The sequence below is a fragment of the Rufibacter sp. JT20002 genome, assembly GCF_056491185.1.
On sequence record NZ_JBSZJY010000015.1, the window covers coordinates 1 to 277 of the forward strand.

At 74.4% G+C, this 277-nt stretch carries 1 protein-coding gene; it reads left to right on the forward strand.

Features of this window, described 5'->3' with window-relative positions; translation table 11 throughout:
- A partial coding sequence (locus tag ACW9SV_RS22500; protein WP_479559034.1) for a glycosyltransferase family 2 protein occupies window positions 1-277 on the forward strand: 277 nt, incomplete at both ends.

The window sequence follows — 277 nt, forward strand, 5'->3', positions numbered from 1 at the left end:
TGTGGTCGGTGATGATCCCGGCCTACAACTGCGCCGGGTTCCTGGCCGAGGCGCTGGCGGGCGTGCTGGCCCAGGACCCGGGCCCGGCGCTGATGCAGATCGAGGTGGTGGACGACGCGAGCACCGACGCGGACCTGGGGGCACTGGTGCGGGAGCTGGGCCGGGGCCGGGTGGGCTACCACCGCCAGCCCCGGAACGTGGGCAGCCTGCGCAACTTCGAGACCTGCCTCAACCGGGCCCGGGGCCGGCTGGTGCACCTGCTGCACGGCGACGACCG